We start from the raw sequence: 20,657 nt of genomic DNA, 5'->3' as shown, positions 1-20,657 counted from the left end.
GCCAGTGCGTCAGGTCAGTGCGGTTCACCCGGTCCGTCGACGAGGGTGGCGAGCAGACCGCCGAGCACCTCGCGCTGTGCGACGGTCAGCGGAGCCAGGATCTCCTCCGCGGCGGCCCGGCGCGCGCCGCGCAACGCCCGGAGCGCGGACCGGCCGGTGTCGGTCAGCTCGATCCGCACCACCCGGCGGTTGGTCGGATCGGGCACCCGGCGCACCGTGCCGTTCGCCTCCAGCGCGTCCACCAGCGTCGTCACCGCCCGGGGGACCACCTCCAGCCGCTCGGCCAGGTCGGCCATCCGGGGCGGGGTGTCGCGGCAGTGGCCGACGATCCGCAGCACGCGGGACTGCGCGGGGGTGAAGGGGACGTCCAGGTGGGCCATGTGGCGCTTCTGGGCGCGCTGCATCCGGCGGGTCAGCCGCACCAGCTGCTCGGCCACGTTGGCCTCGTTGACGCCGACCGACGGCTCGGGGGAGGACATGGCCCCAGGGTACAGGACAAGATTCATTGTGAGTATAGGTAACAATGAGCTAGGCTCGGCAAAGTTTCCTCCTCCCTGCCTCCTGGTTCCCGCCCTCGTGCGTTCCCGTCCTCCCGCTCTCGTGAGGAGCCCATGCGTCCCGAAGAACCGAACTGGACCCCGCCCCCCAAGGACCCGGACGCCCCGGTCCAGCTGCGGCGGATCCTCGCGCTGTTCCGCCCCTACCGCGGCCGGCTGACCCTGGTCGGCCTGCTCGTCGCCGCCTCCTCCCTGGTCTCGGTGGCCTCCCCGTTCCTCCTCCGCGAGATCCTCGACGTCGCCATACCCGGCCGGCGCACCGGCCTGCTGACCCTGCTCGCCCTCGGCATGATCGCCACCGCGGTCACCACCAGCGTCTTCGGCGTCCTGCAGACCCTGATCTCCACCACCGTCGGCCAGCGCGTCATGCACGACCTGCGCACCGCCGTCTACGCCAAGCTCCAGCGGATGCCGCTGGCCTTCTTCACCCGCACCCGCACCGGCGAGGTCCAGTCCCGGATCGCCAACGACATCGGCGGGATGCAGGCCACCGTCACCTCCACCGCGACGTCCCTGGTCTCCAACCTGACCTCGGTCACCGCCACCGTCGTCGCCATGATCGCCCTCGACTGGCGGCTGACCGTCGTCTCGCTGCTGCTGCTCCCGCTCTTCGTCTGGATCAGCCGCCGGGTCGGCAACGAACGCAAGAAGATCACCGCCAAGCGGCAGAAGCAGATGGCGACCATGTCCGCGATGGTCACCGAGTCCCTCTCGGTCAGCGGCGTGCTGCTCGGCCGCACCATGGGCCGCGCCGACTCGCTCACCAAGAGCTTCGCCGGCGAGTCCGAGCGCCTGGTCGATCTGGAGGTGCGCGCCAACATGGCCGGCCGCTGGCGGATGGCCACCATCGGCATCGTCATGGCCGCCATGCCCGCGCTCATCTACTGGGCGGCCGGCCTGGTCCTGCAACTCGGCGGCCCGGCCTTCTCCCTCGGCACCCTGGTCGCCTTCGTCACCCTCCAGCAGAGCCTGCTGCGCCCCACCGTCTCCCTGCTGGCCACCGGCGTCCAGATGCAGACCTCGCTCGCGCTCTTCCAGCGCATCTTCGAGTACCTCGACCTGCCGGTCACCATCGCCGAGCCCGCCGAACCCGTCCACCTCCCCGCCCCGCGCGGCGAGATCCGCTTCGAGAACGCCTCCTTCGGCTACGACCCGGACGCCGCCCCCACCCTCGACGGCATCGACCTGACCGTCCCGGCCGGCAGCAGCCTCGCCGTCGTCGGCCCGACCGGCAGCGGCAAGACCACCCTGAGCTACCTCGTCCCGCGCCTGTACGACGTCACCGGCGGCCGGGTCACCCTCGACGGCACCGACGTCCGCGACCTCGGCTTCGACACCCTCGCCCGCGCGGTCGGCGTGGTCTCCCAGGAGACCTACCTCTTCCACGCCTCGGTCGTCGAGAACCTCCGCTTCGCCAAGCCCGAAGCCACCGACGAGGAGATCGAGCGCGCCGCCCGGATCGCCCAGATCCACGACCACGTCGCGGCCCTCCCCGACGGCTACGACACCGTCGTCGGCGAGCGCGGCTACCGCTTCTCCGGCGGCGAGAAGCAGCGCCTGGCCATCGCGCGGACCATCCTGCGCGACCCGCCGGTGCTCGTCCTCGACGAGGCCACCAGCGCCCTGGACACCCGCACCGAACACGCCGTCCAACGGGCCGTCGACGCGCTGTCCGCGGGCCGCACCACCCTCACCATCGCGCACCGCCTCTCCACGGTCCGGGACGCCGACCAGATCGTCGTCCTGGACGGCGGCCGGATCGCCGAACGCGGCACCCACGACGAACTGCTGGCCGCCGACGGCCGCTACGCCGCCCTGGTCCGCCGCGACACCGACCGGGAGGCCGCGGACGGCGACGCGGCCGACCCCGCGGACGACGGCCGCGCCCCCGGGATCCTGGTGTGACCGCCCCCGGGGCGTCCCGCGGCGCGGCCGGGGCGACCCGGGGGAGAGCGACGGCGGGGAGCCGGCCGGTGGTCAGAGCGCGGCCGGATCGAGCGCCCGCGCCATCGCCCGGTACCCCTCGTCGCCCGGGTGCTTGAAGTCCCCGCAGTCGTAGGCGGGCAGCAGCGCGTCCGGGTGGGCCGGATCCGCCATCACCGCCGCGAAGTCGACCACCGCGTCGAACGCGCCGCCCGTCCGGATCCACTCGTTGACCGCCCGACGCTTCGCCTCCGCGGCCGGGGTGTGGTACTCCGACCCCTTGAACGGCAGGATCGTCGCCCCGATGACCCGCACCCCCGCCGCATGCGCCCGCTCGATCAACTCCCGGTATCCCGCGATGAGTTGCTCCGGGGCGTTGTCCGGGGCGGGCTTGTACGTCGGCAGGTCGACCTCGCTGAACCCGATGTCGTTCAGGCCGACCAGCACGACCACCGAGCGCACGCCCGGCTGCGCCAGCACATCGCGGTCGAACCGCGCCCCGGCCCGCTCACCGAACCACTCCGAGTCGTTCAGCAGCAGATTGCCGCCGATGCCCAGGTTGAGGACCCGCAGCGGACGGCCCTCGGCGGCCAGACGCTCGGCCAGCGCGTCCGAGTAGCGCCGGTCGGCGTCGACGGTCGACCCGAAGCCGTCGGTGATCGAGTCGCCGAACAGCACCACGGTGTCCCGCCGTGCCGGACCGCCGTCCGCCAGTTCCACCGCGGCCAGGTAGTACCACGACACCGTGGTCTCCCCGAAGACCGCCGGATCCACCTCCCCCAACTGCGCGCCCGCGGCCCGGTACGTGGTGGCCCACGCCTGCGCGTGGAACGTCGCCGGCCCGCTCGGCCCGGCGACGTACAGCGACACGGTGAGCGATTCCAGCGCCGCCACGGTCACCTCCGCCGGGTCGCTGTAGACCTCCGCGCCCGCCGGGATCCGCACCGACTCCGACCCGTCGAAGGTCAGCCGCCGGACCGAACCGGCCGCCACCGCCGCCCCGTCGCCGGACCGGGCGATGCTCGCGCCGGACACCTCCAGCGGCGCGGTGCCGTACCGGTTGGAGAGCTTGATCCGGGCCCGGGTCCCCGCGCCGGTGACCCGCACGGTCTGCCGCAGGGTCTGGTCCGCGAAGCCCTCCTCGGCCCAGTTCTTGTGGAACCCCACGCTCGGCCGCTGCACCGCGGTGGCCCAACCAGCCTGCCAGGTAGGGGAGTTGTCGTTGTCGCTCATGGGTTGCCGTCTGCCTCTCGGTCCGCTGCTCGATCGCGATGACCAGGAGTCTTCCGCCCGGCGCGCGGGGTACCCAGACACCTGTCGGTGGTACGCATCGGGTGCGTACCACCGACAGGGTCACCCTCCGCGCGGCCCGGCGGCGCCCTAGCCGTCCGCCGCCATCAGCACCACCTCCAGCGTCCGTGGGCCGTGCACCCCCTCCACCCGGTCGAGCTCGATGTCGCTGGTGGCCGACGGCCCGGAGATCCACGTCAACGGGCGCTCCGGGGCCAGCCGCGGCAGCGCCTCGGGGACCGACCCGACGACCTGATCCGGGACCCGCACCACACAGATGTGGTGGTCCGGGACGAGGGTGATCCGGCGCCGCCCCTGATCCGGTCCGGCGTCCAGCACCAGCGTGCCGGTCTCCGCGACGGCCAGCGCGCACCCCGTCACCACGCTGTCCACCGCGGCCAGGTCCCGCGCGGTGTCCGTGGCCCGATCGGGGCGCGCGGCGACCTCCGCCGCGGACAGCCACCGCGGGTCCAGCCCGGCCGGCACCACCACCGTCCGCGCCCCGCGCGCCGCCAGCAGCCGGGCGATCAGCGCCGGCAGCCCGGCGGGCGCGCAGCGGTGCACCACCGCCCGGTAGTCCGCGAGGTTCTCCGCCAGCAGCTCCACGGTCTCCTCGACCGTCCGGGAGCCGTGCACCCGGCGGTAGTCCCGGGGGACCGGCGGATCGTGCGGCCCCTCGCCGCGCGGTACGTCGGCCAACGCCCGGCGCACCCGCGCCAACACCACGTCCCTGCCGCTCACTTGACGCCTCCCGTCTCGCTGCCCCCGGCATCGCCCCGGGTGCGCTGCCACCAGTCGCGGAACGACTCGGCCGGCACCGTCGGCAGCGCGCGGGTGTCGGACCAGGCGCGGCCCGGACCCGGCAGCCGCCGTGGATGCAGCCGCCGGGTCCGGGCGGCCAGCCGCATCCCGCCGCGCAGCACCCCGGGATGGTCGAACGCCCAGGCCGCGGCGCGCATCGCGGCCCGCTCCGCGGCATGTCCCTTGGCCGGTTTGAGGACGACCCGGGCCCCGCGCCGGGTCACCGGGCCGCCCTCGACCACCCGCTCCCGCAGATGCACCAGCACCTCCGGGATGTCGATCGCCACCGGGCACACCTCGTAGCACGCCCCGCACAGCGACGACGCATACGGCAACGACTCCTCCAACGGGCTGGCCATGCCGCGCAGTTGCGGGGTGAGGATGGCACCGATGGGGCCGGGGTAGGGGGACCCGTAGGCGTGCCCGCCGGCCCGCTCGTAGACGGGGCAGACGTTCAGACACGCCGAGCAGCGGATACAGCGCAGTGCCTGCCGGCCCACCGCGTCGGCCAGGGTGTCGGTCCGCCCGTTGTCGAGCAGCACGAGATGGAAGGTCCGCGGCCCGTCGCCGTCCGTGGTCCCGGTCCAGGTGGTGGTGTACGGGTTCATCCGCTCGGCGGTGGACGAGCGGGGCAGCAACTGCAGGAAGACCTCCAGGTCCTGCCAGGTCGGCACGGTCTTCTCGATGCCGACGACGGAGATCAGGGTCTCCGGCAGGGTCAGGCACATCCGGCCGTTGCCCTCGGACTCCACGACGACCAGGGTGCCGGTCTCGGCGACCATGAAGTTGGCGCCGGAGATCCCCACCTTGGCGGTGAGGAACTTCTCCCGCAGGTGCAGCCGGGCGGCCTCCGCCAGCTCGGCGGGGGAGTCGGAGAGCCCCTCCGGCGCCGGACGCCCCCACTTCCCCATCTCCCGACGGAAGATGTCGCGGATCTCGCCGCGGTTGCGGTGGATCGCCGGCACCAGGATGTGCGACGGGAGGTCGTCGCCGAGCTGCACGATCAGCTCCGCCAGGTCCGTCTCGTACGCCCGGATGCCCGCCTCGGCCAGCGCCTCGTTGAGGCCGATCTCCTGGGTGGCCATCGACTTGACCTTGACGACCTCGCGCTCGCCGGTCTCCCGGACCAGCCGGGTGACGATCCGGTTGGCCTCGTCGGCGTCCGCCGCCCAGTGCACATGGCCGCCCGCGGCGGCCACCGACTCCTCCAACTGCTCCAGATAGTGGTCGAGATGACGCAGCGTCCGGTCCTTCACCGCGGCGCCGGCGGCCCGCAGCTGCGCCCAGTCGTCCAGCTCGGCCACCGCCCGGGCCCGCTTGTCGCGGATGGTGTGGGTGGCGTGGGCGAGGTTGGCCCGCAGCCGGGGGTCGCGGGTGGAGACGGCCGCGGCCCGGGGGAACGCCGGCATCCCGAGGAAGCTGCGGCTCATCGCGCGCCTCCTTCCGCCCCGGCGGCCCGGCCGGCCGCGTCGCCCGCCGCGGTGTCCGCCTCCGTGCTCGCCAGGATCTCCGCGAGGTGCACCGGCCGGACCGGCGACCCCTGCCGGGCGAGCATGCCCCCGATGTGCAGCAGGCAGGAGTTGTCCACCGTGCAGACCGCCTCCGCGCCGGTCCCGGTCACCGCCCGGACCTTGTCGGCGCCCATCGCGGTCGACACCGCCGGATTCTTCACCGCGAACGTCCCGCCGAACCCGCAGCACTCCTCGGCGCCCGGCAACTCCTTCAGCGTCAACCCCCGGACCTGCGCCAGCAGCCGCCGCGGCCGGTCCCCGAGCCCCAGCGCCCGCAGGCCGTGGCAGGTGGGGTGGTAGGTGACGGTGTGCGGGTAGTACGCGCCGACGTCGGTCACCTTCAACACGTCCACCAGGAACTCCGTCAGCTCGTATGTCTTGGGCACGGCCCGCGCCGCGGCCCCGATCAGCTCCCGGCCGCGCCCCTCCGCCGCGGCCCTGGCCGCGATCCGCGGATAGTTGTCCCGCACCATCGCCGCACAGGAGCCGGACGGGGTCACCACGTAGTCGTAGTCCTTGAACGCCCGGTCGAAGCGGTGCACCAGCGGCTCGGTGGCGTGCCGGTAGCCGGTGTTGAACTGCGGCTGGCCGCAGCAGCTCTGCTCGGCCGGGAAGGCGACGTCGACGCCCAGCCGCTCCAACAGGGTCACCACCGCCCGCCCGGTCCGTGGTTGGAGCGTGTCGTTGATGCAGGTGACGAACAGTGCTACCCGCACGGTGCCTCCTCCTCGCGCTCGCCTCCCGGCGGTCCGCCGGCCGGGGCGGCGGACCACCGGGCATCGCCCGGACGTTGCCGCAACATTGCCACCGCCTTTCCGCGGTCTTGCGGCTGCGGCCCGACCGGCCATTTCCCCTGGCGGCGACCCGCCTCATCGGTACATGATCACCTGTCGGGTCATCCTGCCCCAGCGGCAGGCCAAGGAGAAGGACCGGGAGCTTAAGGACCATGTCGAGCGCACAGCCCATAGCCGAGGACCGGGCACCCGGCGGCGACCGTCCGCCGTCGAGGCTGCGGCAACTGGCCGCCGCCTCCATCGGCAACGCCGTCGAGTGGTACGACTGGTACGCCTACTCCTTCCTGGCCGTCTACTTCGCCGACCAGGTCTTCCCCAAGGGCGCCGGCAACTCCCTGGTGCCGCTGCTCTCCACCTTCGCGGTGTTCGCGGTCGGCTTCTTCATGCGACCGATCGGCGGGCTGCTGATGGGCGCGGTCGCCGACCGGCGCGGCCGGCGCGCCGCGCTGACCCTGACCATTCTCCTGATGGGCGGCGGCAGCCTGCTGGTCGCGCTCACCCCCACCTACGCGGCCACCGGCGTCCTCGCCCCGATCGTGCTGGTCGTCGCCCGGCTGGTGCAGGGCCTGTCGGTGGGCGGCGAGTTCGCGGCGTCCACCACGTTCCTGGTGGAGTCCGCCGGGCCGGGCCGGCGCGGCCTGTTCGCCAGCTTCCAGTACGTCTCCACCACCGCCGGCCAGTTGCTCGCCGCCGGCACCGGGGCGCTGCTCGCCGGGCTGCTCACCGAGGACCAGATGGGCCGGTGGGGCTGGCGGATCGCGTTCCTCCTCGGCGCCCTGCTGAGTCTGCTCGGGCTGTGGATCCGGCGTGGCGCCCGGGAGACCCTGACCCAGGAGCCCGATGCCGCGGGAGCCGGTACCGCGCAATCGGCCGGCCGTCCCGGCCTCTTCGAGGGCCTGCGCCGCTACCCCCGCCAGTCGCTCCTGATCTGCGGCATCACCGCCGGCGGCACCATCGCGTACTACACCTGGACCACCTACCTCCCCACCTACGCGCAGGTCAACGCCGGCTTCGACAAGGGCGACGCGCTCACCGTCGGCACCCTGTCGCTGGCCTTCTTCGCGCTGCTCCAGCCGCTCGGCGGTCTGCTCTCGGACCGCATCGGCCGCAAGCCGATGCTGCTCGTCTTCGCGCTGGGCTTCGCCGTGTCGGCGGTGCCGCTGCTCCACCTGGTCACCGACGCGTTCGTCTCCCTGCTGCTGGTGCAGTGCGCCGGCATGGTGCTGCTCACCGGCTACACCTCGATCGCCGCCGCGGTGAACGCCGAGCTCTTCCCGGCCCGGGTGCGCGCCGCCGGCATCGGCTTCCCGTACTCCTTGACCGTCGCGCTCTTCGGCGGCACCGCCCCGTACGTCGGCACGTGGTTCAAGCAGGCCGGCCATCCGGACCTCTTCCCCTGGTATGTCGCGGTGATCTGCCTGGTGTCCTTCTTCGTCTATCTGGCGCTGCCGGAGACCGCGCACCGGCCGCTGGAGAAGTAGCCGGCCGCTGGCCAAGCGCCCGGCCCACCACGGCAGTTGACCCGCCGACGCACGGAAGGCGCCGCTCCCCGCCCGGGACGAGGGGGAGCGGCGCCTGTCTGTTGGGAAGCGTGTTGTCCGATGTGTTGTCTGATGTGTTGTCTGACAAGGGGGAGTGAGGGGGCGGTCTCCGTGGCCCCGGCTCTCGGGTGGCGAGTCGGGCTGGACGGTCACCGGCGCCTCCTCGGTGGGAAACTGGCCGTGCGCGCCTGCCCGGGGCGCGGTGCGGGCGGTCGGACCACGGACGCGGGGAGGCGCAGATGGTTGGCAGACAACGGGAGCGGGGGAACGGTGCGGGCCGGCCCCAGCGGCGGCCGGTCGTCGCGCTGTACGAGCGGATGGTCGAGGCCATCCGCGCCGGCACCTATCCGCCGGGCTCGACCCTGCCCACCGAGCCCCGGCTCGCCGCCGAACTGGGCGTGAGCCGTCCGGCGCTGCGCGAGGCGCTGATCCTGCTCCAGGAGGACGGCGTGATCACCGTGCGGCGCGGGGTGGGCCGCACGGTCAGCCACCATCTGCCGCCGCGCGGCTTCGAGTTCCTCAAGCCGGTGGAGTCGCTGCTCGGGGCGGGCCGGCAGGTCGTGACGGTGCCGTTGGCCCGCACTCGCGAGGAGCCCACCGACTTCTCCACCCAGCACCTGGTCCTGCCGGCCCACGGCGAGGTGCGCTTCTGGGAGAGCGTGATCGAGGTCGGCGGCCTCCCGGCCTGCCTGACCCAGGAGTGGGCCTCGGACGAGACGTTGGCGGAGCTGCTGCCGGACGCCGTCGCGGCGTTCGAGGGGCCCGGCGGCGGGGCGTCGTCGATGCTCGGCCTGCTGCTGGACGCCGGGCGCGGGCTGCCGCTGACCGGCAGCAGCACCATCGTGGCCACCACCCTCGGCCGGCAGCGCGGCGCGCAGCTGGGCCGCCCCGCCGACACCCCCGGCGTGCTGGTCACCCAGGTCGTACGGCTGGAGCGCACACCGCTGCTGGCGGCCAAGCACATGTTGCCGCCGGGCGCCCCCGCGCTCCCGGTGTGGCAGGCGCGCTGACCGGCCCGGACGCCGCCGGGCCCGACCGCCCGCCGGGACCCGGTCGCCCGGTGGCGGTGGGACGTGTCATACTCCCGCCCCATGACCTTGTCTGACAAGCTTCCGCCGCAGTCCGCCCACGCCCTCGACCGGGAGCGCATCCGCCGCGCCCCCAAGGTGCTCCTCCACGACCACCTCGACGGCGGTCTGCGCCCGGAGACGATCATCGAGCTGGCCGCGGCCATCGGCTACCGGAACCTGCCCACCACCGACCCCGCCGCCCTGGCCGTGTGGTTCCGCGACGCCGCCGACTCCGGCTCCCTGGAGCGCTACCTGGAGACCTTCGCGCACACCTGCGCCGTGATGCAGACCCGCGCGGCGCTGTCCCGGATCGCCGCCGAGTGCGCCGAGGACCTGGCCGCCGACGGCGTGGTCTACGCCGAGGTCCGCTACGCCCCCGAGCAGCACCTGGCCGACGGCCTCACCCTCGACGAGGTCGTCGACGCGGTCAACGAGGGCTTCCGGGACGGCGAGCGCCGCGCCGCCGCGGCCGGCCACCGGATCCGCATCGGCACGCTGCTGTGTGCCATGCGGCACGCCGACCGGTCCCCGGAGATCGCCCGGCTCGCCGTCGCCCACCGCGACCGCGGCGTGGTCGGCTTCGACATCGCCGGCGGCGAGATCGGCAACCCGGCGAGCCGGCACGCCGAAGCCTTCGACTACCTGCGCGCCGAGGGCGCCCGGGTCACCATCCACGCCGGCGAGGCGGTCGGCATGGACTCCATCCACGAGGCGGTGCTGCGCTGCGGCGCCCACCGCATCGGCCACGGCGTCCGCATCACCGACGACATCACGATCGGCGCGGACGGCCAGGTCACCCTCGGCCGGCTCGCCTCCTACGTCCGCGACATGCGGATCGCCCTGGAGGTCTGCCCGACCTCCAACCTCCAGACCGGCGCCGCCGCCAGCTACCCCGAGCACCCCATCGACCTGCTCCGCCGGCTCGGCTTCCGGGTCTGCCTCAACACCGACAACCGCCTGGTCAGCGGTACCACCATGACGCAGGAGTTCCAGCACCTGCGGGACACCTTCGGCTACGGCACCGCCGAACTGGAGGAGTTCACGGTCAACGCCGCCAAGGCCGCCTTCCTGCCCTTCGACGAGCGGACCGCCCTGATCAACGAGGTGATCCGGCCCGGCTACGCCCGGCTGCGGGCCCGGGAACTCAGCCGCGTCCCGGTGGACGGGACGGCCGCCGCGCCGGCCGCGTAACCGGGCGCCCGCCCCACGAGGTCGTCGGCCGGGCGGGGACCGGGTACGGCCGTGCCCCGGATCCCGGCCCCGGCCCGCCGCGATCCGTCCGGTGCCGGCGGTCCGTCCGCCGTCCCGGCCAGCAGCCGCCGGATCTCGTGGACCGCGGACCGGCCCGCCCGATTGGCGCCGACGGTGCTGGCGGACGGCCCGTAGCCGACGAGGTGCACCCGGGGGTCGCGCACCGCCCGGGTCCCGGCCATCCGGATGCCGCCGCCCGCCTCGCGCAGCCGCAGCGGCGCGAGATGGTCGATGGCGGCCCGGAAGCCGGTCGCGTACAGCAGCACATCGGCCTCGACGGCCCGGTGCGGAACACCGGCGGCCGGCGGGTCACCCAGGTCGTCGCCGCGGCCACCGGCGCGATCTCGATCAGCTGCTGGACGGCCGAGGTGCGGGCCACCGACGACCAGCTGGGGGAGGAACTGCCAGGCGCCGCCGGGGTGCGGGGAGTGGTCGAGGACCACGAAGTCCGCGTCCGGCCGGTAGCCGGTGCGTCCCAGATGGAAGGCGGCGGCCAGGCCCGCCTGCCCGGCGCCGATCACCACGACCTCGACCTCGCGCACCCCGGTGTAGTTCACGTTTCTACTAACTCGCGGTGGGGCCGGGATCTTCCCGCCCGACCCCACCGCGCGTGCCGCGTCCGGCTCAGCGCCCGCCGGCCACCAGCAGCGGTGCGCCACCCGGAGCCGAGGCCGGCCGCCCGTTCGCCGCCGGGACGCCGGCCAGCGGCGACGGGCCGGCGGGCAGCAACCCCCGCGCGGCGAGCTCCGGCCGGACCCCCTCGCCGAACCAGTACGCCTCCTCCAGGTGCGGATATCCCGACAGCACGAAGTGCTCGACGCCCAGCGCGTGGTACTCCTCGATCCGGTCGGCCACCTCGGCATGGCTGCCGACCAGTGCGGTGCCCGCGCCGCCCCGCACCAGGCCGACCCCCGCCCACAGATTGGGCGAGATCTCCAACGCGTCGCGCGAACCGCCGTGCAGCGCCAACATCCGCTGCTGGCCCACCGACTCGCTCCTGCCCAGGGCCTGCTGGGCGGCGGCCACGGTGTCCGGGTCGAGATCGTCCAGCAGCCGGTTCGCGGTCGCCCACGCCTCCTTCGAGGAGTCCCGCGAGAGGGTGTGCAGCCGGATCCCGAACCGCACCGTCCGCCCCTCCCGCTCCGCCAGCCCTCGGATCCAGTCGATCTTCTGCCGCACCTGCTCCGGCGGCTCGCCCCAGGTCAGATAGACATCGACGTTCCGCGCCGCCACCGGCCCGGCCGCCGCCGAGGACCCACCGAAGAAGATCTCCGGCAGCGGATCCGGCGGCAGCGCGGTCAGCCCGCCCTCGACCTGGTAGTGCTCCCCCTGGAAGTCGAACGGCCGGCCGCCCCACACCCCCCGCACGATCCGCAGGAACTCGTCGGTGCGCGCATACCGCTGATCATGGTCCAGATGGTCACCGAACCGCTTCTGCTCGGTCGAGTCCCCGCCCGTCACCACGTTCAGCAGCAGCCGCCCCCGCGAGACCCGCTGGAAGGTGGCCGCCATCTGCGCGGCCAGCACCGGTGAGATCACCCCCGGCCGGAACGCCACCAGGAACTTCAGCCGCTCGGTGACCTGCGACAGCGCCATCGTCGTCAGCCAGGCGTCCTCGCACCACGTACCGGTCGGGGTGAGCACCGCCTCGAACCCCAACTGCTCGGCGGCTCCTGCGATCTGCGTCAGATACCCGACGTCCGGTGCGCGCACCCCGCTCACCGGGGTGATCCGGTCCCGTCGGATGCCCCCGTCGGTGTAGGCGTGCCGGTCCACGAGGGTCCGACCGTCACCGCCGGTCGGCAGGAACCAATGCAGATGTACGGACATGTCACTGGGCCTTTCCGTAGGTACGCGGCGCCGTGCCCGAAGGCGGCAGACCGCCGTTGAAGCGGGGATCGACCAACTCCCCGAAGTCGAAGGACCGCGGGATCAGCTTCAGCGCGGCGAAGGCGTCCACGATGCGCTGCTCGGAGCCGATGGCGGCCCGGTCCACCGCGACCGGCACCGCCGTCCCCCGGGTGCGCCGGACCGCGTCCCGCGCCACCCCCTCCGGCAGCCCGGTCGCCTTCGCCCAGGTCTTCGCCCAGGCCGCCGGATGCCGGAACACCCAGTCCTGGGCCCGCCGCAGCCGCGCCGTGTAGTCCTTCAGCGCCGCCGACTTCGCCCCGTCGTCCAGCGCGGCGGGCGCGGCGACCTGGAAACTCAGCCCGTTCACGAGTCCCTGACCCATCGTCAGGATCCGGGCGCCGGCCTGGTCGAGCGCCTGCGAGGTGTACGGGTCCCACACCGCCCAGGCGTCGACCTTCCCGCGGGTGAACGCGGCCAGCGCGTCCGCCGGCTGGAGGTAGTTGAGCGTGACGTCCTTCGGCGAGAGCCCCGCGGCCTGCAAGGACGCGATCAACTGGTAGTGCGCCGAACTGCCCTGCGCCACCGCGATCGACCTGCCCTTGAGCTCCGCCGGGGACCTGAGCGGCGAGTCCTTCTTCACCAGGATCGCCTCGCCGTCCGACCGGCTGTGGGACCCCGCGATCACCTTGATCTTCGAGCGCGCGGCACCCGCGAACACCGGCGGGGTGTTGCCGACCGCCCCGACGTCCACCGCCCCGGCGTTGACCGCCTCCAGCAGCGGCGGTCCCGAGGTGAACGTCGACCACTTGATCGTGTATGGCAGGTCGTCCAGCTCGCCGGCCGCCCGCAGCATCGACTCCGAACCCCCCTTCTGGTCCCCGACGTTCAGCGTCGGCGACCCCTTGCCGTCGGTGCGACCGCCGAGCCCGCCCCCGGTCCCGTCCGCCCGCGAGGCACCGCCGCAGGACGCCAGCACCAGGACGAGGGGCAGTGCGGCCAGGGCGAGGGACGGCCGGCGGCGGCCCGCCGCCCGGCCGGTGATCGATGCACGTCTCATAAGGGGTCCGTCACTTCCGTTCTGCCGTTCCCCACCGGGAGGGGGCGGGGCTGGTCGGGAGGGTGGCGCCGGTCGGGATGTGGAGCCGGCCGGGATGGCGCCGGGGCCGGGTGGCCCGTCGGGTGTCAGCTGCCGGACGCCGGACGTCATCTGTCGGCACCCCGTCCGTCAGGAGTCCGCCGCGCGCCCGCGCCGCCGTCCCTGCCGCTGTCCATGCCGCTTTCCGCGCCGCCGTCCGCTTCGGCCACGCCCAGGCGGCCGAGCAGTTGGGCGCGCAGCGCCGTCCACCGCGGGTCCCCGACGTCCCGCGGCCGGGGCAGCTCCACCGCCGTCTCGTGCGCGATCCGGCCGTCCGCCATCACCAGCACGCGATCGGCCAGCAGCAGCGCCTCCTCGACGTCATGGGTGACCAGCAGCACCGCGCAGCCCCGCTCCCGCCACACCTCGGCCACCAGCCGCTGCGCGGTGATCCGGGTCAGCGCGTCCAGCGCGCCGAACGGCTCGTCGAGCAGCAGCAGATCCGGATCGCGCACCAGCGCCCGCGCCAGCGACGCCCGTTGCGCCTCGCCCCCGGAGAGAGTCTTGGGCCAGGCATCCGCCCGGTGATCGAGCCCGACCTCCGTCAACGCCCGCTCCGCCACGGCCCGTTCGGGGCGACCCGGCAGTCCCAACACGACATTCCGCCACACCCGTTTCCACGGCATCAGCCGTGGTGCCTGGAACGCCACCGCCCTGCGCCGCGGCACCAGCACCTCGCCCTCGATCTCCCGATCGAGCCCCGCCAGCACCCGCAGCAACGTCGACTTCCCGCACCCGCTGCGCCCGAGCAGCGCCACGAACTCGCCCGCCCGGATGTCGAGTCGAACCCCGTCGAGGACCCGCCGCCGGTCGAACTCCCGCACCAGCCCGTCGACCCGCACCGCGAACCCGCCGCCCTCCTGCGCGTCCGCCGCCCCGGCGACCGTAGCCGCCGCGACCGGCTCCGACGGCCGAGACGACTCGGGCGGCCGGGTCGAGGTGCCGGGGGTCACTGCCCCGTGAACGTCGGTCGCCACTGCAACAACAGCCTTTCGAGGGTACGGACGAGGAAATCGGCGAGGAGCCCGAGCATCGCGTAGACCACCAGACACACCACGATCACGTCGGTGCGGAAGAACTCCCGGGCCTGGTTCATCAGGAAGCCCAGCCCGTCGTCGGCATTGACCTGCTCCCCGAAGACCAGCGCCAGCCAGGCCGTCGCCAGCGCGTACCGCAGCCCCGTCATGGCGCCGGGCAGCGCCCCGGGCAGCACCACGTGCCGGACCAGCCCCCACCGGCCCAGCCCGAGCGACGTCCCGGCCTCCACCAACTGCGCGTCCACGCCCCGGATCCCGGCGTACACGTTGAGATACAGATGGAACGCCACCCCGACCGCGATCAGCGCGATCTTCGGCGCCTCGCCGATCCCCAACCAGATGATGAAGAGCGGAATGACCCCCACCCAGGGAATGGACCGCAACATCTGCACGGTCGCGTCGACCAGGTCCTCACCGAGCCGCGAGAGCCCCGACACCAGCGCCAGCGCGATCCCGACGGCCGCGCCCGACACCAACCCCACCGCGACCCGCTGCAGCGACACCCCCATTGCGGACGGCAGCGTCCCGTCCGCTACCAGGCCGCCGGCCGTACGGGCGATGTCCACCGGAGACGCCAGCAGGTCCGCCGGCAACACCCCGCCGGCGCTCAACACCTGCCACACCACGACCAGTCCGACCGGCCCCACGGCCCGCCGCACCCACCGCGGCACCGTCCACCGCCGTCCCGACACCGGCACCACCCGGGACAACGCGACGGCCCCGCCCGGCCCCACCGGCACACCGGCCGGAACCCGTCCGGCCGCGGCAGCCTGCTCACCGCTCATCAACAACCCCAGACACAGAAGAACCCGAACGCACGCACCGGACCAGGTCGCGCCGCTGCACACCACGGTCAGCGCCGCGGCACCGCGCGCCGCACCACGATCGGCACCGAAACGCCCGGCCCGGACGACAGAAAACCCAGCAGATTCAGCGAGCGGATCCGCGGATCACGAACGGAAAGAACGTCAACAACCGCGGCCGCGGCGACAACACGCGGCAGAGGCCACCCGCAGCAGGTCGATGTGACCGCGCGTGGTGAGCAGGGCTGACGTAGACATGCCGACGAACGTAGCGCCGCCCCCAGGACCGGTCAAACCCCCGTCTCGGCCCCCGGACCTTTGTTGCCACAACATTGACCGACCATTGCGCCCACCTCTCACCCCCTCCCCGCGCGCATGCCGGTCTCCTTCACCCCCTCCCCTCCTTCCCCTCCTTCCCCTCCTTCGCCTTCTTCCCCTTCTTCCCCTCCTTCGCCTTCTTTGTCTTCTTTGAGAACATCACCGCATGGCTGCAACCTTCACGACACGAGAGATTGACGTACGCACCGGCTCCACGGAGACGGTCCACGACCTGACCCACGAGTGCGTCGACTTCCTACGGGACACGGCACAGGGCCGCGACGGACTGCTGAACGTCTTCACGCCGCACGCCACGATGGGCGTCGCGCTCCTGGAGACCGGCGCCGGCAGCGACGACGATCTGCTCGCCGCCCTCCACGACCTCCTGCCCGCCGACGACCGCTGGCGCCATCGCCACGGCACCCCCGGCCACGGCCGCGACCACGTCCTCCCCGCCCTCGTCCCCCCACACGCCACCCTCCCGGTCCTCGCCGGCGAACTCGCCCTCGGCACCTGGCAGTCGGTGTGCCTGGTCGACACCAACATCTCTAATGTCAACCGTAAGGTTCGACTGAGCTTCCTAGGCTGACCAAGATCGTCCTGGGAGTGGCCGCGAAATCTCCGTACTCTGCGTGCTCGAAACGGAGAAGCTTTGCGCGGTACGGACCTGAACATGATCGAACGCCTCTATGACGGATGCGGAAAGTGCCTGCTCGGCGTGCGGCGCCTGTCTCGCATGAAGCTGGCCACATCGTCCCCGGAGCGCCAACGGGAGGACGTTCTGACAGCCGCCGCATCTGTCGGCGGCCACATCATCGGCTGGGCCGACGACTGGGAGGTGTCCGGAGCCACGGACCGGGACTGTAAAAAGAACGGTGTAACTCCGATCATGGAGGATTGCACCTGTGACCAGCGAGAACGCAGCCGAGGCAGAGCCCGGGACCGTGCCCGTTGAGGCGGCGCGGGCAGCGGTGGACGAGAGGTTCATCGAGGAGCTTGTCTGTCGGGCCCAGGTCGACGGGCTGCAGCTGACCGGAGAGGGCGGACTTTTGCAGCAGCTGACGACGCGGCTGCTGGAGTCTGCGCTCGACGGCGAGATGACCGATCATCTCGGCTATGACAAGCACGACCCTGCCGGGAAGAACGGCGGGAACTCCCGGAACGGCAAGCGGTCCAAGACCGTCCTGACGGACGTCGGGCCGGTGGAGATCGAGGTGCCCCGGGATCGGGAGGGCTCGTTCGAGCCGCAGATCATCAAGAAGCGGCAGCGCCGGCTGACCGGCGTCGACGAGATGGTGCTGTCGCTGTCCGCCAAGGGCCTCACGCACGGTGAGATATCGGCCCATCTCGCCGAGGTATACGGAGCCGAGGTCTCCAAGGCCACCATCTCCACGATCACGGACTCCGTCATGGAGGGGATGGCCGAGTGGCAGAACCGGCCTCTGGATCCTGTCTATCCAGTCGTGTTCATCGACTGCGTCAACGTCAAGATCAGGGACGGGCAGGTCGCCAACCGTCCGATCTACATGGCCTTAGAGGTCCTAACAAAGGCGTTGGACGTGTCTGTAGGTGATGAGACATGTAGCGAGTCCGAGGAAGGCTTCATGGATGTCGTCCCGTCGCTCCCATCGGATGCGCAGGCGACGGAAGCCGTGCAGCCAGGCGATGGTTCGTTCGACGACATATCGGAAGACGCCCAGGCCGGAGCCGTGTGGCTCGCCTCGCCGCGCGATCACGGGACGGATGCCGCGCTGCCACAGCAGACGCCGGTACTTGTCGTGGTCGTAGCCACGGTCGGCGAGCAGTGCGTCGGGCCGGTGGCGGGGCCGGCCGACAACCCCGGCGACAGGGGGGATCTTGTCGAGCAGGGGCAGGAGTTGGGTGACGTCGTTGCGGTTGCCGCCGGTCAGCGACACCGCGAGCGGGATGCCTTGGGCGTCGGTGACGACGTGGTGCTTGCTGCCCGGCCGTGCGTGATCGACCGGACTGGGACCGCTTTTGGGCCCCTACGGGCCGCCCGCACATGGGAAGAGTCGATCACCGCCCGGGACCAGTCCAGCTTCTTCGCCGACCGCAGCTTCTTCAACAGCAGCACATGCAGCTGGTCCCACACCCCGGCGGCATTCCAGGCGGCCAGCCGCCGCCAGCAGGTCATACCCGAACCAAAGCCCAGCTCCTGCGGCAGGTACTCCCACTGGATGCCGGTGTGCAGCACGAACAGGATCCCGCACAACGCCTGCCGGTCCGGCACCCTCGGCCGCCCCTCAACCAGCTTCGGCCCCGGCTTGGGCAGCAACGGCTCGACCAACGCCCACAGTTCATCCGACACGATCCACGGCCGCGACTGACGTTTCCCCACGACCAGACCAACGAGCAAATAGGCCAGCAGTCACATGATCAACCACTTCTGTTAGGACCTCTTAGCCGTCACGGCCGAGGGGCACCGCGACATCCTCGGCCTGTGGGCCGGCGACGGGGGCGAGGGAGCCAAGCACTGGCTGCGGGTGCTGACGGAACTGAAGAACCGCGGCCTGGAGGACGTGCTGATGCTCGTCTGCGACGGGCTGAGGGTCTGCCCGACGCGGTCAGCGAGGTCTGGCCCCGAACTATCGTGCAAACGTGCGTGGTTCATCTTCTGAGGGCGTCGTTCCGATACGCGGCCCGGCAGGACTGGGACAAGATTGCCAAGGCTCTCAAGCCGGTCTACACGGCGCTGACCGAGGATGCGGCCACCACCCGCTTCCTGGAATTCACCGAGATCTGGGGCGAAAAGTATCCGGCGATCGTGCGGCTCTGGGAGAACGCCTGGGCCGAATTCGTGCCCTTCCTGCAGTTCGACGCCGAGATACGCCGCATCGTCTGCACCACCAATGCGATCGAGAGCGTCAACGCACGCATCCGCCGGGCCGTTCGGGCCCGCGGACACTTCCCCTCGGAGGCCGCCGCGTTGAAGTGCGTCTACCTCGCGGTGATGAGCCTGGACCCGACCGGCACCGGCCGCAAGCGGTGGACCAGCCGCTGGAAGCGGGCTCTTCAGGCGTTCGACATCACCTTCGACGGCCGCCTCTCAGCAGCCCGCATCTGACAGACAAACCAACCCAGTTACACCAAAAGACTCTACAGGCCCTTGGCGGACGGTCGGGGCATCGTGAGGTCAGTGCTTTGGGTTCGTCGCAGTGACGGTGACGGGGATGTCCAGGGTGGTGCCTTCGCCAGTGGTGACGCGGAGGGTGTAGGTGCCGGTTCGCAGGCCGGCGTGGAGGCGCGGGAGGGTGGCGATGCCATTGGGACCGGTGGCGGGGAGGGTAAGGGCCTGGACGGGTTCACCGTTCTCGCCCTGTTTGTTCTGCCCGTCGTGCTCGTCTTGCTTGGTCGTGAAGTAGGGGCCCTGGTGGTTCTCGATGGGGCCGGTGTGGTCGCCAGGCTGTTCCGTACCGGTGAGGAGAGTGGCGGTGAGCCGGGTACCGGCGACCGGCTTGCCCTGGGCGGTGGCGCGGATCCGGACCGGGCCAGCGAAGGGGCGTCCGGCCGCTGTCTCGGGCAGGGGGCCGGCGAGGAGGGTCAGGGCATCCGCAGGGACGGGGCGGATGGTGATGGTGAAGGCCACGGCGCGGATGGTGGCGCTGCCGTGCAGGATGGCGCGGACGGTGACCAGGCCGGGGATGTCACCGACGCGGAGGCGCGGTGCGGCGGCGATGCCTTCTCGGTTGGCGGTGACGGCGACACGGCGTGCATTGTGTGGGAACTGTGCTGTGGCGGCGCCTTCGGCCCCGCCGATCTCGTACGTCACCTTCGCACCGGGTACCGGGGCGCCGTGGGTATCGGTGGCGCGTACCTGGAGCTGTCGGTCCGGATCCGTGCCCGCGGCGGTCTCCAGAGTCGCAGCCCCGAGGCGGTGCAGGGCGGTGGCACTATGAGGCTGGGGAGTGGGCCTCGGCGTGGGCTTGGTGCCAGGGGCTGTTTCGGTGCCGGGGGTTGGCTTGGTCTCGGGCTGCGGTGTGGTCTCCGGCCGGGGTTTGGCCGGAGACGTGGGTGTGGGGGTGGGCCGGCTAGAGGTGCCCGGCCGGTCGGCTAGCGGAAGGGGCCCTGCTTTCAAGGCAACCCTGCGCGAGGGTAGGGACGTTGACGGCGCAGCTGGATCCGGCCGGTGTGGTGTGGCCGGGGAGTCGTCGGGGATCCCGGTGACGGTGCCGCCTTGATAGGTGCGCATCCACTCCAGCACGACATTCACGTATGCGCGGGAGTTGTTGTAGCTCAGGATGGCACGGTCCAGGTCGGCACTGTGGCGCAGGTCGCGGTCGCCGGCGCACAGGTAGTGGGCGGTCCCCAGGGCGGCGTCGTAGATGTTGTTGGGGTCCTTGTTTCCGTCGCCGTTGCCGTCGGCGCCCCACGTCTGCCAGGTGGAGGGGATGAACTGGGTGGGACCGACGGCCCGGTCGAACTCGGTGTCGCCGTCCCAGCGGCCGCCGTCGGTGTCGCGGATCAGTGCGAAGCCGTGCCCGTCCAGTCGCGGCCCGCGGATCGGCTTCTCCGTGGAGCCGTCGGTGCGCAGCCCGTAGCCGGAGGCGTGTACGGACTCCACTCGCCCGATCCCGGCGACCAGTTCCCATGGGAGATGGCAGCCAGGCCGACTGCCTGTCACTGCCTGCGCAGCCTTCTTGTATGCGTCCAGTGCGGTCGCCGGTATCCCGGTGCCCTTCGCCCGGGTCAGATCTTCTTCCTCTGTACCCGACGCGGATTTCCCTTTGCTGCTGTCCTGGTCGCCCCTCGTCGCG

General features: G+C 72.2%; 16 protein-coding genes and 3 pseudogenes. 7 read left to right on the top strand and 12 right to left on the bottom strand.

The genetic code is table 11. The features are described 5' to 3' along the window. Positions 1-14: 14 nt before the first annotated feature. A complete protein-coding gene (locus MOV08_RS07920) occupies positions 15-479 on the bottom strand; it encodes a MarR family winged helix-turn-helix transcriptional regulator (protein ID WP_039630575.1) in 465 nt (154 codons plus the stop codon). A 132-nt stretch (positions 480-611) separates the two neighbouring features. Between MOV08_RS07920 and MOV08_RS07915 the strand changes: the two genes are divergently transcribed. Further along, on the top strand, positions 612-2,462 hold the full coding sequence (locus tag MOV08_RS07915) for an ABC transporter ATP-binding protein (protein WP_275306837.1): 1,851 nt from the start codon (positions 612-614) through the stop codon (positions 2,460-2,462). 72 nt (positions 2,463-2,534) lie between these two features. On the opposite strand, the gene MOV08_RS07910 is transcribed toward MOV08_RS07915, so the two are convergent. The 4 genes from MOV08_RS07910 to MOV08_RS07895 form a co-directional block, all read right to left on the bottom strand. Then, positions 2,535-3,713 (bottom strand): SGNH/GDSL hydrolase family protein, encoded by a 1,179-nt coding sequence (locus tag MOV08_RS07910; protein ID WP_275306836.1) that lies wholly within the window; start codon positions 3,711-3,713, stop codon positions 2,535-2,537. 147 nt (positions 3,714-3,860) lie between these two features. Then, positions 3,861-4,511 (bottom strand): LutC/YkgG family protein, encoded by a 651-nt coding sequence (locus MOV08_RS07905; protein WP_275306835.1) that lies wholly within the window; start codon positions 4,509-4,511, stop codon positions 3,861-3,863. Further along, complete coding sequence (locus MOV08_RS07900) at positions 4,508-6,001, bottom strand: lactate utilization protein B (protein ID WP_275306834.1); 1,494 nt, start codon at positions 5,999-6,001, stop codon at positions 4,508-4,510. Before MOV08_RS07900 ends, MOV08_RS07905 begins: the two co-directional genes overlap by 4 nt. Then, positions 5,998-6,798 carry a (Fe-S)-binding protein gene (locus MOV08_RS07895; RefSeq protein ID WP_275306833.1) on the bottom strand — a complete coding sequence of 267 codons (801 nt, stop codon included), beginning with the start codon at positions 6,796-6,798 and terminating at the stop codon, positions 5,998-6,000. Before MOV08_RS07895 ends, MOV08_RS07900 begins: the two co-directional genes overlap by 4 nt. A gap of 230 nt (positions 6,799-7,028) precedes the next feature. Between MOV08_RS07895 and MOV08_RS07890 the strand changes: the two genes are divergently transcribed. The 3 genes from MOV08_RS07890 (at position 7,029) to MOV08_RS07880 (ending at position 10,678) form a co-directional block, all read left to right on the top strand. Continuing rightward, positions 7,029-8,357 carry an MFS transporter gene (locus MOV08_RS07890; protein ID WP_039630565.1) on the top strand — a complete coding sequence of 443 codons (1,329 nt, stop codon included), beginning with the start codon at positions 7,029-7,031 and terminating at the stop codon, positions 8,355-8,357. 299 nt (positions 8,358-8,656) lie between these two features. Next, complete coding sequence (locus MOV08_RS07885; RefSeq protein ID WP_275306832.1) at positions 8,657-9,427, top strand: GntR family transcriptional regulator; 771 nt, start codon at positions 8,657-8,659, stop codon at positions 9,425-9,427. Positions 9,428-9,508: 81 nt separating this feature from the next. Then, entirely contained in the window at positions 9,509-10,678 is a 1,170-nt protein-coding gene (locus tag MOV08_RS07880) for an adenosine deaminase (protein WP_275306831.1), read from the top strand. 113 nt (positions 10,679-10,791) lie between these two features. Here MOV08_RS07880 and MOV08_RS07875 read toward each other — a convergent pair. The 5 genes and pseudogenes from MOV08_RS07875 to MOV08_RS07855 form a co-directional block, all read right to left on the bottom strand. Then, a pseudogene (locus MOV08_RS07875) lies at positions 10,792-11,280 on the bottom strand (NAD(P)-binding protein); the annotation flags it as partial. A gap of 82 nt (positions 11,281-11,362) precedes the next feature. Beyond that, the gene (locus MOV08_RS07870) at positions 11,363-12,568 is read right to left on the bottom strand and encodes an LLM class flavin-dependent oxidoreductase (RefSeq protein ID WP_275306830.1); all 1,206 of its coding nucleotides are present in this window, start codon (positions 12,566-12,568) and stop codon (positions 11,363-11,365) included. A 1-nt stretch (position 12,569) separates the two neighbouring features. Next, a complete protein-coding gene (locus tag MOV08_RS07865) occupies positions 12,570-13,646 on the bottom strand; it encodes an ABC transporter substrate-binding protein (RefSeq protein WP_275306829.1) in 1,077 nt (358 codons plus the stop codon). Between the two features lie 146 nt (positions 13,647-13,792). After that, entirely contained in the window at positions 13,793-14,701 is a 909-nt protein-coding gene (locus MOV08_RS07860; protein ID WP_420834142.1) for an ABC transporter ATP-binding protein, read from the bottom strand. Next, on the bottom strand, positions 14,674-15,546 hold the full coding sequence (locus MOV08_RS07855; RefSeq protein ID WP_275306828.1) for an ABC transporter permease: 873 nt from the start codon (positions 15,544-15,546) through the stop codon (positions 14,674-14,676). Before MOV08_RS07855 ends, MOV08_RS07860 begins: the two co-directional genes overlap by 28 nt. Before the next feature lie 502 nt (positions 15,547-16,048). On the opposite strand from MOV08_RS07855, the gene MOV08_RS07850 reads away from it, so the two are divergent. Together MOV08_RS07850 and MOV08_RS07845 are read left to right on the top strand one after the other, a co-directional pair. After that, positions 16,049-16,471: a YjbQ family protein gene (locus MOV08_RS07850; RefSeq protein ID WP_275306827.1), complete on the top strand. Its 423-nt coding sequence runs from the start codon at positions 16,049-16,051 to the stop codon at positions 16,469-16,471. Positions 16,472-16,853: 382 nt separating this feature from the next. Further along, positions 16,854-17,423, top strand: a pseudogene (locus tag MOV08_RS07845) (IS256 family transposase); the annotation flags it as partial. Here the strand turns inward: MOV08_RS07845 and MOV08_RS07840 are convergent. Then, a protein-coding gene (locus MOV08_RS07840) for an IS5 family transposase (RefSeq protein WP_420834141.1) occupies positions 17,424-18,241 on the bottom strand; the annotation gives its coding sequence in 2 pieces (ribosomal slippage) (positions 17,424-17,890 and positions 17,890-18,241; 819 coding nt in all). It lies immediately after the preceding pseudogene. Positions 18,242-18,302: 61 nt separating this feature from the next. On the opposite strand from MOV08_RS07840, the pseudogene MOV08_RS07835 reads away from it, so the two are divergent. Next, positions 18,303-18,967, top strand: a pseudogene (locus tag MOV08_RS07835) (IS256 family transposase); the annotation flags it as partial. 69 nt (positions 18,968-19,036) lie between these two features. Here the strand turns inward: MOV08_RS07835 and MOV08_RS07830 are convergent. Next, entirely contained in the window at positions 19,037-20,464 is a 1,428-nt protein-coding gene (locus tag MOV08_RS07830) for a lytic murein transglycosylase (protein WP_275306826.1), read from the bottom strand. Positions 20,465-20,657: the final 193 nt, after the last annotated feature.

It is taken from the genome of Streptomyces yunnanensis (genome assembly GCF_029011865.1).
Classification (GTDB): Bacteria; Actinomycetota; Actinomycetes; order Streptomycetales; family Streptomycetaceae; genus Streptomyces; species Streptomyces yunnanensis.
The sequence above is the reverse complement of the archived record's forward strand: the minus strand, read 5'-3'. Positions and strand labels throughout refer to the sequence as shown.

Coding starts and splice junctions, on each gene's coding strand:
- MOV08_RS07920 (WP_039630575.1), bottom strand. CDS start 479: ATGTCCTCCCCCGAGCCGTCGGTCGGCGTCAACGAGGCCAACGTGGCC.
- MOV08_RS07915 (WP_275306837.1), top strand. CDS start 612: ATGCGTCCCGAAGAACCGAACTGGACCCCGCCCCCCAAGGACCCGGAC.
- MOV08_RS07910 (WP_275306836.1), bottom strand. CDS start 3,713: ATGAGCGACAACGACAACTCCCCTACCTGGCAGGCTGGTTGGGCCACC.
- MOV08_RS07900 (WP_275306834.1), bottom strand. CDS start 6,001: ATGAGCCGCAGCTTCCTCGGGATGCCGGCGTTCCCCCGGGCCGCGGCC.
- MOV08_RS07890 (WP_039630565.1), top strand. CDS start 7,029: ATGTCGAGCGCACAGCCCATAGCCGAGGACCGGGCACCCGGCGGCGAC.
- MOV08_RS07885 (WP_275306832.1), top strand. CDS start 8,657: ATGGTTGGCAGACAACGGGAGCGGGGGAACGGTGCGGGCCGGCCCCAG.
- MOV08_RS07880 (WP_275306831.1), top strand. CDS start 9,509: ATGACCTTGTCTGACAAGCTTCCGCCGCAGTCCGCCCACGCCCTCGAC.
- MOV08_RS07870 (WP_275306830.1), bottom strand. CDS start 12,568: ATGTCCGTACATCTGCATTGGTTCCTGCCGACCGGCGGTGACGGTCGG.
- MOV08_RS07865 (WP_275306829.1), bottom strand. CDS start 13,646: ATGAGACGTGCATCGATCACCGGCCGGGCGGCGGGCCGCCGCCGGCCG.
- MOV08_RS07855 (WP_275306828.1), bottom strand. CDS start 15,546: ATGAGCGGTGAGCAGGCTGCCGCGGCCGGACGGGTTCCGGCCGGTGTG.
- MOV08_RS07850 (WP_275306827.1), top strand. CDS start 16,049: ATGGCTGCAACCTTCACGACACGAGAGATTGACGTACGCACCGGCTCC.